This window comes from Candidatus Flexifilum breve (genome assembly GCF_016713355.1).
This window is the reverse complement of record NZ_JADJPI010000035.1, coordinates 1,299,393-1,315,075: the sequence shown is the minus strand read 5'-3', so window position 1 is coordinate 1,315,075 and position 15,683 is coordinate 1,299,393. Positions and strand designations below refer to the sequence as shown.

The window sequence follows — 15,683 nt, the reverse complement described above, 5'->3', positions numbered from 1 at the left end:
AGTGAAGTGGATGACTCTGCTCGAAATGAACGATCTCAAAGTCCACTTCCCGACCAATGAGGGAGTAGTCAAGGCCGTCGATGGCGTGACCTACAGCCTCGACGAGGGGCAGACGCTGTGCGTGGTTGGGGAGAGCGGCAGCGGCAAGAGTGTCGCCGCGCGGGCTATCCTCGGCATCGTGCATCAGCCCGGCAAGGTGGTTGGCGGTTCCATCCGCTACCATCAATCGCTGAACGGCAGCCGCGAAACCGTCGACATCACGGCGCTCGATCCGCGCGGCGCGAAAATCCGCCGGATTCGCGGCGCGGAAATCGCCATGATCTTTCAGGAGCCGATGACCTCGCTCAGCCCGCTGTATACGGTCGGCAGCCAGATCATCGAGGCGATTTTGCTGCACAACGACATCAGTAAACTTGAAGCGCGCAACCGTGCTATCGAACTGCTGCGACAGGTAGGCATTCCGCGCCCGGAGTCGCGCATCGATGAATATCCGTTCCGCCTCTCTGGGGGAATGCTCCAGCGCTGCATGATCGCGATGGCGCTCTCGTGCAACCCCAAGCTGTTGATCGCCGACGAGCCGACGACCGCGCTCGACGTGACGACACAGGCGCAAATCCTCGATTTGATGCGCGACTTGCAGGAACAGTATCACATGGCGATCCTGTTCATCACGCACGATCTCGGCGTGGTGGCGGAAATTGCCGACAAGGTCGCGGTGATGTACCTCGGCACGGTCGTTGAGCAGGGTGATGTCGATACGATCTTCAATGCGCCCGCGCATCCCTATACGCAGGCGCTGCTCTCGTCGATCCCGAAGATCAGCCTCGAACGTGCGCACCTCAACCCGATTAAGGGCATGGTGCCGTCGCCGTTCAATCGCCCGGCGGGCTGTCCGTTCCATCCGCGCTGCACGGTGGCGGTGCGCGGCGTGTGTGATGAGGTCACGCCCGAGGCCATCACGGTGGACGATGGACATACGGCGCGCTGCCTGCTGCACGATCCGCGCTACCGCGCGCAGTTCGCCGCCAAGGAGGTGCTGCATGGTTAGCCCCGCGCTGAATACGCTGCCCGCGGCAACGGTCAAAGATGACGTGCTGCTCGAAGTCCGCGGCCTGAAAATGTGGTTCCCCAAGCGCAAAGGCTTCTTCAAACAGCAGACGAGTTATGTCAAAGCGGTGGACGATGTGAGCTTTTCGATCAAACGCGGCGAAACGCTGGGCTTGGTCGGGGAAAGCGGCTGCGGCAAGACGACGGTCGGGCGCTGTGTGCTGCGCGTCTACGAGCCGACGGCGGGCGAAATCATCTATCATCCGGCTCAGGGTGCGCCCGTCGACCTCGCCCAGCTACCGCGCACGGATCTGGTGCAGTATCGCCAGCAGATCCGCATGATCTTTCAGGATCCGTATTCGTCACTCAACCCGCGGTTGACGGTGCTGGAACTGGTCGGCGAAGTGCTCAAGGTGAACAACCTCGCGTCGGGCAGCGAACTACAAGACCGGGTCGCCGCGCTGCTGCGGCGTGTCGGACTGCGCCCGGAATACATGCGCCGTTACCCGCACGCCTTCAGCGGCGGCGAACGCCAGCGCATTGTCATCGCTCGCGCGCTGGCGACCAATCCGCGCCTGATTGTCGCCGACGAAGCGATTTCCGCGCTTGACGTGTCGATCCGCGCGCAAATCCTCAACCTGCTGGAAGACTTGCAGGCGGAACTCGGACTCGCATACCTGTTCATCGCGCATGATTTGAGCGTAGTCCGCCATATCTGCGACCGCGTCAACGTGATGTACGTGGGCAAGCTGGTCGAAACGGCGGAATCGACCGCGCTGTACGGTCAGCCCAAACACCCATATACCGAAGCGCTGCTCTCCGCCGTGCCGATCCACAATCCGCGCCACCGTGACAAAGGCCGACGCATTCGGCTGCAAGGCGAAGTCGCTGACCCGGCGAACCCGCCCTCGGGCTGTTATTTCCACCCGCGCTGCCGCTATGCGCAAGCGCGCTGTTCTACCGAAGCGCCGCCCCTCCATGCTCTGGATGGGGAACGGGCGGTTGCCTGCCATTTTGCGGAAGACCTCGCGCTGCGCGGGGTGATTCCGACCGAGAAGGACGAAGAGAACCATGAAATTCAATAAAGGCCAGTGGCAACTGCTGCCCGATACCAGCGTGATTTACCCGATCACAATCACGGATATGGTGGTGGAAGCCGATGCGCTCACGATCTCCGGGTACGATCACCGGGTATACAACCGCAACAGCTTCATTGGCGGCACGACGATCAACGCGCGGTTTACGTCGCCCATGCCCAACGTGATCCGCGTGCAGCTGACGCACTTCAAAGGCCGTCTGCCGCGCACCCCCGCCTTTGATCTCGATTACACGCTGGCGAACCCCAACGTCGAAACGGGGCGCGATGAGGCGCGGGCGTGGTTGAAAGCGGGCGCAGTGTCGGTTATCGTGCCCGTCGAAGGCGATTGGCGTTACGCACTGCTCCGTGACGGACAAATTCTCACCGAGAGCGAACCGCAGGCGGTCGGCCTGTTCACGCAGGGCGGCAAGACGTATCTGCGCGAACAGCTCGCACTGCAGGTGGGCGAAACGGTGTACGGCCTTGGCGAGCGCTTCAGCGCGTTCGTCAAGAACGGCCAGTCAGTCGACAGTTGGAACGAGGACGGCGGCACGAACAGCGAATACGCCTATAAGAACGTCCCGTTCTATCTCACCAGTCAGGGGTACGGCGTGCTCGTCAACCACCCCGGCAATGTGTCGTTTGAAGTCGCGTCGCACGCCATTGAGCGCGTGCAGTTCAGCGTCGAAGGGCACAGCCTCGACTATTACGTGTTCGGCGGCCCGTCGATGAAAGACGCGCTCGAACAGTACACCGCGTTGAGCGGTCGCCCGGCGCTGCCGCCGCAGTGGTCGTTCGGGCTGTGGCTCTCGACCTCGTTCACCACCAATTACGACGAACAGACTATCCTGAACAACATCGACCGGATGGAAGAACTCGGCATTCCACTGCGCGTGTTCCACTTCGACTGCTTCTGGATGAAAGAGCTGACGTGGTCGAGCTTCGTGTGGGACCCGCGCTTCTTCCCCGATCCGGCGGGGATGCTGGCGCGCATCAAGGCGAACGGCATCAAGATCTGTGTGTGGATCAACCCATACATCGCCGAGGCATCACCGCTGTTCGCGGAAGGCGCGGCGCAGGGGTATCTGCTCCACGCGCCGAATGGCGACGTGTTCCAGATGGATGATTGGCAGCCGGGGATCGGCTTAGTCGATTTCACCAACCCGGCGGCACGGACGTGGTACGCTGATAAGCTGCGCGCGCTGCTCGAGATGGGCGTTGATACCTTCAAGACGGATTTTGGCGAACGCATCCCGACCGCCGTGCGCTACTTCGATGGTTCTGATCCCGAACGGATGCACAACTACTATACCTACCTCTACAACCAGACGGTATTTGAGCTGCTGCGCGAGGTGAAGGGCGAGGGTGAAGCGGTCGTGTTCGCCCGCTCGACCACGGCGGGCGGGCACAAATATCCGGTGCATTGGGGTGGCGACAACAGCTCGACGTACCCGTCGATGGCGGAAACACTGCGCGGCGGGCTGTCGCTCAGTCTGTGCGGGTTTGGCTTTTGGAGTCACGATATCGGCGGCTTCCATGACACCGCCCCGCCCGACCTGTATAAGCGCTGGGTCGCCTTCGGCTTGCTGTCATCGCACAGCCGCCTGCACGGCAACACGAGCGTGCGTCTGCCGTGGATGTTCGATGACGAGTCGATTGACGTGCTGCGCTACTTCAACAACCTGAAGATGCGGATTCTGCCGTACCTGATGGATGCGGCGCGCGAAGCGCACGACTGCGGTTACCCCGTCATGCGTCCGATGGTGTTAGAATTCCCGCAGGATTTGACGTGTCGTCCGCTTGACCTGCAATACATGCTCGGTTCGGCGCTGCTGGTTGCGCCGATCTTCAATCCGCGCGGCGAGGTGTCGTACTATCTGCCGGAAGGGCAGTGGCGCAACCTGCTGACGGGTAAGATCGCTGAGGGTGGGCGTTGGCGCACGGAGACGCACGGCTACTTCAGCCTGCCGCTGTGGGTGCACACCGAACGCGGCGCGCGCTGGTCCTGCCTCCAACCGCTGGCGGTTGGGGCTGAATGAGGTTCACTTCGTAGAGGCGCTGCGGCGTCTCTACTCATTAAGGATATGGCTGCTATGGTCTATTTTGAGCCCAACTGGGAGTCACTGCGTCAGTTCCGCGTGCCGCGCTGGTATGAAGACGCGAAGTTCGGCATTTTTATCCATTGGAGCGCGTTCTCCGTGCCCGCGTTCGACAACGAGTGGTATTCGCGCAACATGTACTTGCAGGGCAGCCGCGCGTACGAACATCACCGCGCGGTGTGGGGCGATCAGTCGGTGTTTGGTTACAAGGACTTCATCCCGTTGTTCACCGCCGAACTGTTCGATGCGGCGGCGTGGGTGGATCTATTCAAGCGGGCGGGCGCGCGCTACGTGATCCCCGTCGCTGAACATCACGACGGCTTCGCCCTGTATGACTCCGCATACACGCGCTGGAAGGCTCCGCTGATGGGGCCGCAGCGCGACGTGATCGGCGAATTGGCGCAGGCGACCCGCGCCGCGGGGCTGATCTTCGGCCTGTCGAATCACCGCGCGGAACACTGGTGGTTCATGAATGGCGGCCAGCAGTTTCCGTCGGATGTGCAAGACCCGGCCTACGCGGATTTCTACGGCCCGGCGCACCCCAGTCCGCGGGACTGGGAAAACCCGATCTGGCACACCCGTGACTGGCAGCCAGCGCCCGATGTCGCCTTCCTGACCGAATGGCTGGCGCGCAATGTCGAACTGGTGGACAAGTACCAGCCACAGCTCTATTACTTCGACTGGTGGATTCACCAACTGGCGTTTGAACCGTACCTCCAGCAGTTCGCGGCGCATTACTACAACCGCGGGCTGGAGTGGGGCAAGGGCGTGGCGATCAACTGCAAGAATGAAGCCTTCCCCGAAGGCACCGCCGTCTTCGATGTGGAACGCGGCCTGATGAGCGAAATACGCCCGGATTTCTGGCAGTCGGATACCGCCGTCGCGACGAATTCATGGTGCTACACGACCGAACTCAATTACCGTTCGTCGGCGTCAATTCTGCATGATCTGATCGACCTCGTGAGCAAGAATGGCGCGCTGCTGCTCAATATTGGGCCGCGTCCGGATGGCACCATCCCTGAAGGCGATACGCAAATTCTGCTGGATCTGGGGCGCTGGCTGGCAGTCAACGGCGAAGCGATCTACGGGTCGCGCCCGTGGGTGATCTCGGGGGAAGGTCCGACCGCGGTGGTCAGCGGTGGCTTCACCGATGCCAACCGCGCCGGGTTTACGGCGCGCGATGTGCGTTTCACCACGCAGGGCGCTACACTCTACGCGATCCTGCTCGGCGTGCCCGAAAATGGCGAGGCGCTGATCGAAGCACTCGGTACGGCGCGCAACCTCTTGCAGCGACCGATCCAACAGGTCGACCTGTTGGGGAGCGAGCGCCCGGTCACCTGGACGCGCGAAGACGTGGGGCTGCGCGTCAGCACGACCGATTGGGCAGCGCCAGCAGCGGTCTTGCGCATTCGCTGATCACAAGGGACGTACATTATGCAGCTTGCAGACAACAGCCTGATTTTGTTTCAGGGTGACAGCATCACCGATGCCGGACGCGATCGCGTCACGGGCGCGGATTTGGGTTACGGCTATGCCAACTTGATCGCCGCGTGGCTCTCTGCCGCGCACCCGGCGAAGAACCTGCGCTTCATCAACCGTGGCATCAGCGGTAACCGTGCCGTCGATCTCGAAGCGCGCTGGCAGACCGAATGCCTCGATTTGCAGCCGGATTGGCTCTCGATTCTGATCGGCATCAACGACACGTGGCGGCGCTACGACAGCGGTCAACCGACCAGCACCGAGAGCTATGCCAAGAGCTATCGTAACCTGCTGGAACGGGCAAGCAGCGGCACGAAGGCGCGACTCATTCTGCTCGAACCGTTCGTGCTGCCCACGCCACCCGACCGCGAAGCGTGGCGGGAAGACCTCGACCCGAAGATCACGGTAGTGCGCCAACTTGCGCGGGAATTTGGCGCGTTGTATGTGCCGCTCGATGGTATCTTCGCGGCGGCGGCTACCCAGCGCCCGATGGAGTTCTGGGCTTACGACGGTGTACACCCGACGCACGCCGGGCACGCGCTGATCGCGCAGCACTGGCTGCGGTCGGTCGGCGCGCTGTAAGCATCGCGTAACGGTACGTCCACTTTTTCCGACCCCACCCCCGGCCCCTCCCCGAATTCAGGGAGGGGAGCAAACATCATTCGCCATGTCTCCCCTCTCCCCGCTTGCGTGGGAGAGGGCAGGGGTGAGGGGCTTATTGGACACCCTCTCTATCGCGTCCGCTGGCGGGTGGTACGGCTTTGCAGGAGACCTCCGAAACATTCTCCAACCTCGTCGCTTCAAACCCGCGGCTCGGCAAACTTTACAGCGCTTCTTGCACATGTGTTACAATCCCGCGCGCCACAAAGGATGTGAAGCGCCGATGGTTTTTGACCCCAATTCACCTGACTTCAAGCGTGATCCCTACCCGACGTATGTCGACCTGCGCCGTGACGCGCCGATCTTCCGCGATGCCCAGACAGGCTTCTGGTTTGTCAGCCGCCACGCCGATGTGAGCGCGCTGCTCCGTGATCGCCGCCTCGGACGCTCGATTGAGCATGTGCTCAGCCGGGAAGCACTTGGTCTGCCGCCGAAAAATCCACGCTACGCCTCGTTCACCAAGCTGAGCGAGAATTCGATGTTCGACAAAGAGCCGCCGGATCACACGCGGCTGCGCGGGTTGGTGCACAAAGCGTTCACTCCCCGCCGCATCGAGAGCCTGCGCGATCAAATCCAGATGATTACCAACGCATTGCTGGATGCGGCGGTACCGCGTGGAGAGATCGACGTGCTGGAAGACTTCGCCGTCCCGCTCCCGGTCACGGTGATCGCGGAACTGCTCGGCGTGCCGGAAGCAGATCGCCACCGCTTGCGCCCATGGTCGCACGACATTGTCGCCCTGTACGAGCTGAATCACACGCCGGAGCAGGCCGACCGGGCGATTCAAGCCGCCGAAGAATTCGCCGACTACCTGCGGCATCTGGCCCGCGAACGCAAGGACAATCCGCAGGACGATCTGATCAGCGCGCTGGCGACCGTCGAAGAGGCGGGCGAAGTGCTCACCGAGGATGAACTGATTTCGACGTGTGTGCTGCTGCTCAATGCCGGGCACGAGGCGACGGTCAACGTATTTGGTAACGGATTGCTGGCACTGTTCCAAAACCCTGATCAATTGCGCCTGCTGCTGGAGCACCGGACTGAGCTGATTAAACCCGCGGTCGAAGAACTGCTGCGCTACGATACGCCGCTGCAGTTGTTTCGCCGCTGGGTACTGGAAGATCTGGAGTTTGGCGGGTTTCACTTCAAGCAGGGCGAAGAGATCGCGCTGCTGTTCGGCTCGGCGAATCGCGATCCCGAAGCCTTCCCCGACCCGGAACGGCTCGACATCACGCGGGCGGAGAACCCGCACGTGACGTTCAGCCTCGGCATCCACTTTTGCCTCGGCGCGCCGCTCGCGCGTATGGAATTGCAGATCGCACTGGGCACGCTGCTGCAGCGCCTGCCGACCATGCGCCTCGACTATCAGCCAGAATTCCGCGATAGTTATGTAATTCGCGGCCTAAAAGACTTGGTTATTCGTTTCTGAACCACAAGGAAGAATTATGCGCCTCCTCATTGATACCGACGCTGGAATTGACGATGCCGTAGCGCTCATGATGGCGTTGGCGCACCCCGGCACCACCGTCGAAGCCATCACGACGACCTATGGCAACGTCGCACTGGAAAAAGTGAACCGCAATGTGCTGACCGTGCTCGAAGTCATGGGCTGTCCGGGTGTGCCCGTCTACGCCGGATCGAGTCAGCCGCTGGTCGCTCGTTGGGCGGCGGAGAGCATTTTCGGTGACGACGGCCTCGGCAATTATGAGCCGCGCCCGCCTTTCAGCAAAGGCGTCGAACCGGAACACGCCGCGCTCGCCCTCATTCACATGGCGAATACGTATCCCGGCGAATTGACACTGGTTGCGCTCGCGCCGCAGACCAATATCGCGCTGGCGACGCGCCTCGACCCGACGTTCCCCAGCAAAATCAAGGAACTCATCATCATGGGTGGGGCGATCACCGCCGAAGGCAATACGGACAATGTCGCGGCGGAGTGGAACGTGTACTGTGACCCCGAAGCCGCCTACATCACACTGAATGCCTTCCCGCACGCGCGCCTGGTCTCGTGGGAGACGACCCTGCATCATCCGCTGCCCATCGAGGACTACAATGCGCTGACGGCGCTGCCGACCCCGCGTGCGCACTTCTTCGCGGCGATCAATCGCGTATTCATGGACCCGGTGCTGACCGGACGCACGCCGCAGCATTATTTGCTGCCTGACCCGCTGGCGATGGGTGTTGCGCTCGAACCGGGGTTGATCCGGCACAGCAAAGTCCGCCACATGACGGTCGAACTGCATGGCACGCATACGCGCGGGCAAACGGTCATCGATCACAACGGGCGGTTGAAGCAGTCGGCGAATGTCGAGATCGTGACGGAAATTGACATGCAGGTGATGAATGATCTGCTGCGGCGGGCGCTGGCGGGGTAAGGGGTTTCTGTAGGGGCATGGCGCGCCATGCCCCTACACATATATGCGGGTTGCTACTTGAGCGTGGCCTTCAAGCGATCCAGATAGGTCGTGTCGCGGTCGGGGAGTTCGGGATTCACCTTTGACGCTTCGTAGAGGAAGTGGCGATAGTCGCGCCCTAGCTCCTGACCGCGCTTGGTGTGCATATCGATGGCGTAATCGGGGATGGTCGGCAGGACTTCGCCGGATTCAACGCCGCGGCGCATCCAGTTAAGCAGGTCGTCGCTGCCGCGCTCTTTCTGGCACTGGCACAGGAAGCGCACCGCGTGAATCGCGAACAGGTAGCGGTCGCCGCGTGGGCGGGGCAGGCGGAAATGCATCTGGAACAGCGACTCGATCAGGACGGGGGCTTGCACGTTGCCAAAACCGACATCTTCGACCGAGATCACCTGCAAGCGTCCCCACAGGTATTCTTCCAGTTCCTGACTCGTGATGAGCATTTCATAGGCGAGCAGCGCCGCGTTTTCTGTGTTGCCGCGGCGAATTTCCTTTTGCAGCGACGAGATCACTTCGTCGGCGGGGAAGTCGTGCAGCGTCCGCGCCAGCGTCCACGGATCACCGTTGTATCCAGTCGTCATAATCACCTTTCATGCGCCGTTTGAATGCGTACTACAACCAACTTGTCCTCATGGAAAGCGAGGAAATGGGCGATTATCGCGTCTCCTGAATTCCGGGAGGTGTTACCCTTTTCGGTAGTCGGTCACAAATGACTGCCGAAGCGCGTCCCTACGAAAATCGTGTTGGATCAATCCGTCAAGCACCTAATCCCCGCCGACGAACTGCCCCTGACGCAGCTTATCCAGCTCTTTGCCGAACTGCTGCGCGAAGTTGCGCCGCTTGAGCAGTTCGCCCGCGCGCACGCGCAGCGCCACGACCATCAATGCGGCAATGGTGGCGATCTGTGGGATGGCCAGCAGCAGGTCGGGCGGGAGTTGAATCTCCGGTCGACTCTGCAGATAGAACGAGAGCGCTTCGGACAGCCCGAAGAACAGCGATGTGAAGAAGGCCGGGATCGGCTGTTCGAGCGCGAACAGCGACACCGTGATCGCGATCCAGCCGCGCCCGCCCGTCATGTTTTCGACGAACTGGCTGAGCACGCCAATCGACAGGAACGCGCCCGCCAACCCGGCCAGCATGCCGCTGAACGTCAGCGCGAAGATTTGCACGCGAGTGATGTTGATGCCGACGCTTTCGGCGGCTTCTTTGTTTTCGCCCACAGCGCGTAGATGCCGACCGAACTGGGTGCGGAATAAGACCACCCACACCACCGCCGCCAGAATCCAACTCAAGTAGACGATGGCGTTGTAGCCGCTGAGCAGCGTCCCCACATACGGAATCTGACTGATGAGGGGAAGTTCGATGGTCGGCAGACCCTGAATACTCGGATCCGCCAGCGTACCGAACGCGCCGTACTGTGTGCGCATGAAGAACACGGTCGCGTTGACGATGAACAGGTTGACCGCCAGCGCCAGAATCACGAGGTTGATGCGAATGCGCAGATACAGCACCGCGAAGACCAGCCCGAGGATGCCACCCGCCACCGTGGCGAACAGCGCGCCGACCAGCGGATCGAGCCCGGTTTTGTAGAGCACGGCGACCGCGATGAACGCGCCGAGCAGCATCATGCCGTCGATGGCGAGGTTGAGCACCCCCGCGCGGCTGGCGACGATGGCGGCCATCGCGCCGAGCACATAGGGCGTCGCGAGGCGAATGCTGCTCTGCAGCACGTTGATCGGTAGGCCGAACATGACGAGGAGCAGCAGCGCGATCCCGATGACGATCAGGAGCAGGCGCAGCGGACGTTGATATTTATCGACTAAGGCGATCATGCGGCTGTCCCATCCTGTTTGGTGACTGCGGGCGTCCGCCCCAGCAGCGCGCGCCGCTTCCACAAGGCGGAGAGGCGCGACCGGATGAAGTCTTCCATCGCGCTGAAGAGGACGATGAACGAAATGATGATGCCGCCAAGCTGGCGCGGCAGGTTGCCGAACTGCAGGTTGGTCGCGCCCAGGTTCAAACCGGCATAGAACGGCGCGAACAACAGGATGCCGATGATCGACTCTTTGCTGAGGATGGCGACGAGCACGCCGTCAAAGCCGACGCCGCTTGCTTGAAAACCGTCCACCACACGCCTCTCCACGCCGAGAATGGCAATTGCCCCGGCGAGACCGCTCAACGCGCCGCTGATGAGCATGGCGCGGAGCGCGGCGCGCCCGGTTGGGATGCCGCCAAAGCGCGCAAAGAGTGACGAGCCGCGCGTCATGCGCTGTTCGTACCCGGCGGTCGTGCGCTTGAGGTAGAACCACACGAGGAAGGCGGCCAGTAGCGCGATCAGAAAGCCGACGCCCAGACGCGCGCCGGAGAACCATTCGACATCGGCGAAGATGCCGCGGTTGAAGGGAATGAGCCACGCCGTGTCGTCGATGCGGCGGGTGCGGGCGATGTTGTTCAGGTCAGAGCGCAGCGGGAAGTTGATCAGCCAGCCGACCAATTGGATCGCGATGGCGTTGAAAATGATCGTGCTGATCAGCTCGTTGACGTTCAGCTTGATTTTGATGTAGCCGGGAATCCACGAGTAGATCGCGCCGACCAGCATGGCGGCGGCGATACAGATGGCAGGGACGACTAAATGCATCACCGTCAGTAACGCCTGCGGTGCGGTTTCGGGATCGGTGACCCCGGCCAACAGATAAATCTGGTCCGGGATGGCGTAACCTAAAAAGGCGACGGTGATCGCGCCCATGAGGAACTGACCATCCATGCCGATGCTGAACATGCCCGCTTGAAAGGCGACCGCCGCCGAGAGCGCGGTCAAAATCAGCGGGGTAGCTTGTTCGAGCACGAGCGCGATGCGGCTGCCGCCCGCGCCATAGGCCGGACTGAAGACGGTTTGCAGCGCGCCCTCTTCCGTTTCGACCTGCGTGAACAACAGATCGCCGAACGTGTTACAGGGGTTCGGACCGAAGCCCTCACAGAACAGGCGCTGGTAGGTGTCGATGGGCTGCGCGCCCGCCAGAATCACAAAAACGCTGCTTGCGGCGAGCCCCAGCACGATCGCAATCAGCGGAATACTCAGACTATCAACTGCGCGGCGTACAATTTTCATGAGTGAGCCTTTTCGGCAGCGACTTCGGCGTGTTCCAACGAGCTCCCGGCCATCAGCAGACCGAGCTGTTCTTCGGTGACTGATTTCGCGTCGAGCACGGCGACGATTTTGCCCGCGTACATCACGGCGATGCGGTCGCTCAAGGCGAAGATTTCATCCAGTTCAACCGAGACGAGGAGCACTGCCGCGCCTTTGTCTCGTTCTTCGACCAACGTTTTATGCACAAATTCGATGCTGCCGACATCCAGCCCGCGCGTGGGCTGATTGGCGATGATCAGCTTAGGGTCGCCTTTGAGTTCACGCCCGAGCACGATCTTTTGCAGGTTGCCGCCGGAGAGCGTTTTGATCTCTGCGCCGACGCGCGCCGACTTCACCGAGAACTTCTGGACGATGTCCCGCGCGAGCTGGCGGATCGGCTCAAGCTGCAGCACGCCGCGCTTAGAATAAGGCGGCAGTTGATAACTGGTCACGACGACATTCTCGTCGAGGTTGGTTTTCAAGTTGAGGCCGGTCGTCATGCGATCTTCAGGGATGTGGGCGACGCCCGTGTCACGACGTTCGCGCACGGTGCTGTGCGTGATGTCGTGCCCCAGAAAGTTGATCGTCCCCTGATCGACGGGGCGCAGACCGACGACCGCTTCGACCAGTTCAGTCTGGCCGTTGCCGCTCACGCCAGCGAGACCGAGGATTTCGCCGGAACGGACTTCGAGGCTTGCGCCGAAGACGGCGGGCACTCCGCCCATACCGGCGACGAGCAGGTTATCCGCGCTCAGCACGACCGCGCCCGGTTTGGCGGGTGTCTTTTCGACTTGCAGGTTGACGACCCGTCCGACCATCATATTCGCCGTTTCGCGAATGCTGATGCCCTTGGTCGCGTAGCTGCCGACATTCTGGCCGCGCCGCATGATGGTGACGTTGTCGGCGACCGCTTTGACTTCGGCGAGTTTGTGGCTGATGAAGAGGATCGTGCGTCCGGTTTCCGCCAGACTGCGGACGACGCTCAGCAGTTCTTTGACTTCCTGCGGTGTGAGCACAGCGGTCGGCTCGTCCAGCACGAGGATCTGCGCGTCACGCTGCAAAATCTTGAGGATTTCGACGCGCTGCTGAATGCCGACGGAGATGTCGCGGATGCGCGCGTTCGGGTCAACCGGGAGGCCGAAGCTGTCCGCCAGCTTGCGCACATTCTCGGCTTCAGTGGCGCTGTCGATGAAACCACCGCGGTTGGGTTCGATGCCGAGCATGATGTTTTCGGCAATCGTGAAGGAGGGAACCAGCTTGAAATGCTGGTGGACCATGCCGATGCCGTGTTTGATCGCGTCATGGGGATGCGCGATGCGCACCGGCGTCTCGTTGACAAGGATTTCCCCTTCGTCGGGGGTGACGAGACCGTAGAGAATGCTCATCAGCGTGGTTTTGCCCGCCCCGTTTTCCCCGACAATGGCGTGAACCTCGCCTTTGTGCACGTTCAGGCTCACATCGTCACAGGCGAGCACCCCGGAAGACGGGAAATACTTGCGAATGTGGCGCATTTCCAGCGCGTTAGTCATGGCACCTCCAGATAAGAACAGGGTCGCGGCGAGGAAGATCCCCGGCGCGACCCATTCTCTGCAATGCAGAACGGTGTTACTGAGCCGACTCCAGCAGGGCGTTGGTCACGACGATGTCGCCCGCGAGGATCGCAGCGCGCGCTTCGTCAATCGCCGCGCGGACGGCTGGCAACTGCTCGACGAGATCCGCCGGGCCATTCTGATCGAACGTGCGCGAGCACACGCCGATGTCCCAGCTCAGACCCGCGAAGCCTTCGGCCATACCCACATTGGTGATACCGGGGGTGTAGGTGTCGTCGACGATGCTCTGCACGAAGCTGAACACGGCGTTGTCCACGCGCTTCATCGCGGAGACGAGCACGTTACCGGGATACAGTTCGTCCTGGTTGCTGTCCACGCCGATGGCGAGGTTGCCCGTTTCCGCCGCCGCGTCGAGCACGCCTTCACCGCTGCGCCCCGCGACTTGGTAGAGGATGTCCGCGCCTTCAGCGTACATGCCGAGCGCCTGTTCCTTCGCCGTCACCGGGTCCGAGAAGTCGCCGACATAGCTGCGCAGCAGTTGGCAGTCCGCGCACACCGATTGCACGCCTTCTTCAAAGCCGACGATGAACAGGTTGATGCCGGGGACATCGAGGCCGCCGACCGAACCGACGATCTTTGTGCGGCTGAGCATACCCGCGGCGATCCCCGCCAGATAGCTGTTTTCATGCGTGAAGATGTTGAACAGGGCGAGGTTCGGCAGGCCGGGGTCGCCGGGGAAGAAGGATTCCTGCGCGGCAAACAACTGATCCGGGAATTCGTCGGCCAGTTCTTCGATCAGCGAGGGGTCAACCGCAATCGTAATGATGAGATCGGGGTCGTCCTGAATAGCGCGACGGATGGCGGCATCATGTTCCGCGGCCCCGTTCGTCTCGATGATCGTGCCGGTCACGCCGAGTTCAGCGATGGCGCGTTCAGCGCCGGCGGCCGCGGAGTCAATGAAGGAACGGTCACCACGGGCGTTGGGGAGGATGATAGCGAAGGTGATGTCACTGTTATCGGGTGCGGGGGCGGCTGCGGTCGCCTCGGCTGCCGGGGCTAAGCACTGATCAACAGTTTCGGGGGTCGCGTCCTGCGCGTTGGCGGCCAGCGCGCCAAACAGCATAACAACCAAGACGACGAAAAGAACGCGTCTGCGAAGTACGGTCAACATTGCTCTCTCTCCTTTGACAGAAATGCACATTGAGTTAAACACAGTCTGGTGTAGACTGCTAGTACAAAAATTACAAAACCGCCTTGTTTGTTTAGTCAGTATAGCTAATGACCGAGAACGTCACCACAAGTTGAATCGACGAATTTGCCCGAGGTGGACTGATGCCTATTGATGTAATCCTCGACACCGATATCGCGACGGACATTGACGACTGTCTGGCGCTCTCGCTGATCCTGGCGTCGCCGGAACTGAACCTGCGCGGCATCGCCTGCGTGTATGGCGATGTCGACCTGCGCGCGCGCTATGCGACCAAGCTGCTGCGTCTGCGCGGCATCACTGATCTGCCCGTGACGGCGGGCGTGCGCAACCCGCTGCTGAACAAGCGCCCAATCTACTGGGGTGGGCACGAAGGCAGCGGCCTGCTCACGCCGGACGATGCGGCCATCCCGTATTCGTCTGAGCATGCCGTCGATTTCATCATCCGCATGGCGCACGAGAACCCCGGTCAGATGCACCTGATCGGCATCGCGCCGCTGACCAATATCGCGACGGCCTTGATTCGCGAGCCGAACCTGCCGCTCAAGCACATCACCCTGATGGGCGGCGTGATCCGCGGGCCGGGACGGCTGGATCTCCCATACAGCGAGCATAACATCGTCAGCGACCCGGATGCCGCGCATGTGGTCTTCTCCTCGAAGATCCCCACGACGCTCATCCCGCTTGATTTGACGACGCAGGTGCGCGTCACCGCGGACGGTGTGCGCCGCATCCGCGGGGGCGGTTCGGCGTATCAGGCGGCGGTCGCCGATCAGGTCGAAGCGTACCCGTTCTATCAGGCCTATCGGTGGACGCTGCTGCACGATCCGCTGGCAGTCGCGTCGATCATCGACCCGACACTGGTGCGCACCGAGCGCGTGCGCGTTGATGTCGAACTGCGGGGCGAACATACGCTCGGCGCGACGCTCATGCGTCTCGACCCGCAGGGCTCGGTCGAAGTGGCGGTTGAAGTCGATGTGCCCCGCTTTGAAGAATTCTTTGTGCGGCGACTGGAAGCAATGTAGGAC

13 protein-coding genes are annotated in these 15,683 nt (G+C 61.6%); 8 read left to right on the top strand and 5 right to left on the bottom strand.

Going from position 1 to position 15,683, the window contains the following annotated elements:
• Positions 1-10 precede the first annotated feature (10 nt).
• The 7 genes from IPK17_RS28610 (at position 11) to IPK17_RS28580 (ending at position 8,735) form a co-directional block, all read left to right on the top strand.
• The gene (locus IPK17_RS28610; RefSeq protein WP_343421110.1) at positions 11-1,048 is read left to right on the top strand and encodes an ABC transporter ATP-binding protein; all 1,038 of its coding nucleotides are present in this window, start codon (positions 11-13) and stop codon (positions 1,046-1,048) included.
• On the top strand, positions 1,041-2,132 hold the full coding sequence (locus IPK17_RS28605) for an ABC transporter ATP-binding protein (protein ID WP_343421109.1): 1,092 nt from the start codon (positions 1,041-1,043) through the stop codon (positions 2,130-2,132). Before IPK17_RS28610 ends, IPK17_RS28605 begins: the two co-directional genes overlap by 8 nt.
• On the top strand, positions 2,119-4,164 hold the full coding sequence (gene yicI, locus IPK17_RS28600; protein ID WP_343421108.1) for an alpha-xylosidase: 2,046 nt from the start codon (positions 2,119-2,121) through the stop codon (positions 4,162-4,164). The genes IPK17_RS28605 and yicI overlap by 14 nt, the downstream gene beginning before the upstream one ends.
• Before the next feature lie 54 nt (positions 4,165-4,218).
• Positions 4,219-5,640 (top strand): alpha-L-fucosidase, encoded by a 1,422-nt coding sequence (locus IPK17_RS28595; RefSeq protein ID WP_343421107.1) that lies wholly within the window; start codon positions 4,219-4,221, stop codon positions 5,638-5,640.
• Positions 5,641-5,658: 18 nt separating this feature from the next.
• Positions 5,659-6,285 (top strand): SGNH/GDSL hydrolase family protein, encoded by a 627-nt coding sequence (locus IPK17_RS28590; protein ID WP_343421106.1) that lies wholly within the window; start codon positions 5,659-5,661, stop codon positions 6,283-6,285.
• Between the two features lie 301 nt (positions 6,286-6,586).
• The gene (locus IPK17_RS28585; protein WP_343421105.1) at positions 6,587-7,789 is read left to right on the top strand and encodes a cytochrome P450; all 1,203 of its coding nucleotides are present in this window, start codon (positions 6,587-6,589) and stop codon (positions 7,787-7,789) included.
• Between the two features lie 16 nt (positions 7,790-7,805).
• Entirely contained in the window at positions 7,806-8,735 is a 930-nt protein-coding gene (locus IPK17_RS28580; RefSeq protein WP_343421104.1) for a nucleoside hydrolase, read from the top strand.
• A 53-nt stretch (positions 8,736-8,788) separates the two neighbouring features.
• Here IPK17_RS28580 and IPK17_RS28575 read toward each other — a convergent pair whose 3' ends face one another.
• The 5 genes from IPK17_RS28575 to IPK17_RS28555 all read right to left on the bottom strand — a co-directional run bounded on the left by IPK17_RS28575 (position 8,789) and on the right by IPK17_RS28555 (position 14,619).
• Positions 8,789-9,352, bottom strand: a complete 564-nt coding sequence (locus IPK17_RS28575; protein ID WP_343421103.1) for an AAA family ATPase — start codon at positions 9,350-9,352, stop codon at positions 8,789-8,791.
• Positions 9,353-9,535: 183 nt separating this feature from the next.
• Positions 9,536-10,603, bottom strand: a complete 1,068-nt coding sequence (locus IPK17_RS28570) for an ABC transporter permease (RefSeq protein WP_343421102.1) — start codon at positions 10,601-10,603, stop codon at positions 9,536-9,538.
• Positions 10,600-11,880, bottom strand: coding sequence for an ABC transporter permease (locus IPK17_RS28565; protein WP_343421101.1), 1,281 nt, complete (start codon positions 11,878-11,880; stop codon positions 10,600-10,602). The genes IPK17_RS28570 and IPK17_RS28565 overlap by 4 nt, the downstream gene beginning before the upstream one ends.
• On the bottom strand, positions 11,877-13,427 hold the full coding sequence (locus IPK17_RS28560; RefSeq protein ID WP_343421100.1) for an ABC transporter ATP-binding protein: 1,551 nt from the start codon (positions 13,425-13,427) through the stop codon (positions 11,877-11,879). Before IPK17_RS28560 ends, IPK17_RS28565 begins: the two co-directional genes overlap by 4 nt.
• 76 nt (positions 13,428-13,503) lie before the next feature.
• The gene (locus tag IPK17_RS28555) at positions 13,504-14,619 is read right to left on the bottom strand and encodes a BMP family ABC transporter substrate-binding protein (RefSeq protein WP_343421099.1); all 1,116 of its coding nucleotides are present in this window, start codon (positions 14,617-14,619) and stop codon (positions 13,504-13,506) included.
• A 161-nt stretch (positions 14,620-14,780) separates the two neighbouring features.
• Between IPK17_RS28555 and IPK17_RS28550 the strand changes: the two genes are divergently transcribed.
• Positions 14,781-15,680 carry a nucleoside hydrolase gene (locus tag IPK17_RS28550; RefSeq protein ID WP_343421098.1) on the top strand — a complete coding sequence of 300 codons (900 nt, stop codon included), beginning with the start codon at positions 14,781-14,783 and terminating at the stop codon, positions 15,678-15,680.
• Positions 15,681-15,683 lie beyond the last annotated feature (3 nt).